1 pseudogene is annotated in these 388 nt (G+C 43.3%); it reads right to left on the bottom strand.

The features are described from left to right. Window positions 1–388, bottom strand: a pseudogene (locus tag H5182_RS22105) (TonB-dependent receptor); the annotation flags it as partial.

The following is a 388-nucleotide window of genomic DNA, read 5'->3' as shown; positions in this document are numbered from 1 at the left end:
TTAAAATGCGTAGCTGATACCGGCATTAACCGAGCGACCTTGTCCTGCTAATTGGCTGAAGCCTTGGCTCATATCTGTTTTAAAATCAGCAATACTGACTCCGCCTAACGGCTGTTGATAATACTGATCAAGTAAATTAGTAATTGCTAACTTAACTGTTAGCTTATCCCATCTCGCCTTGGTTGCTAAATTCACTAAGCTATAGTTGGCTGATAGATTTTCAATACGACGCGGATCTACACGCGTTTTACTATCTACCCACTGCCAGCTTAATGAGTTTTGCCATTTACCGAGTTGTTGCTCAAGGGCTATTTTGCTGTGCAGTGGCATTATTTGATATAACGGCTCATCACTGTCATCACGCTCGCCATGGGTGCTAGTAAGCGCG

This window comes from Pseudoalteromonas sp. SG44-17 (assembly GCF_014164235.1).
Taxonomy (GTDB): Bacteria; Pseudomonadota; Gammaproteobacteria; order Enterobacterales; family Alteromonadaceae; genus Pseudoalteromonas; species Pseudoalteromonas rhizosphaerae.
This window is presented reverse-complemented; position numbering and strand designations above follow the sequence as displayed.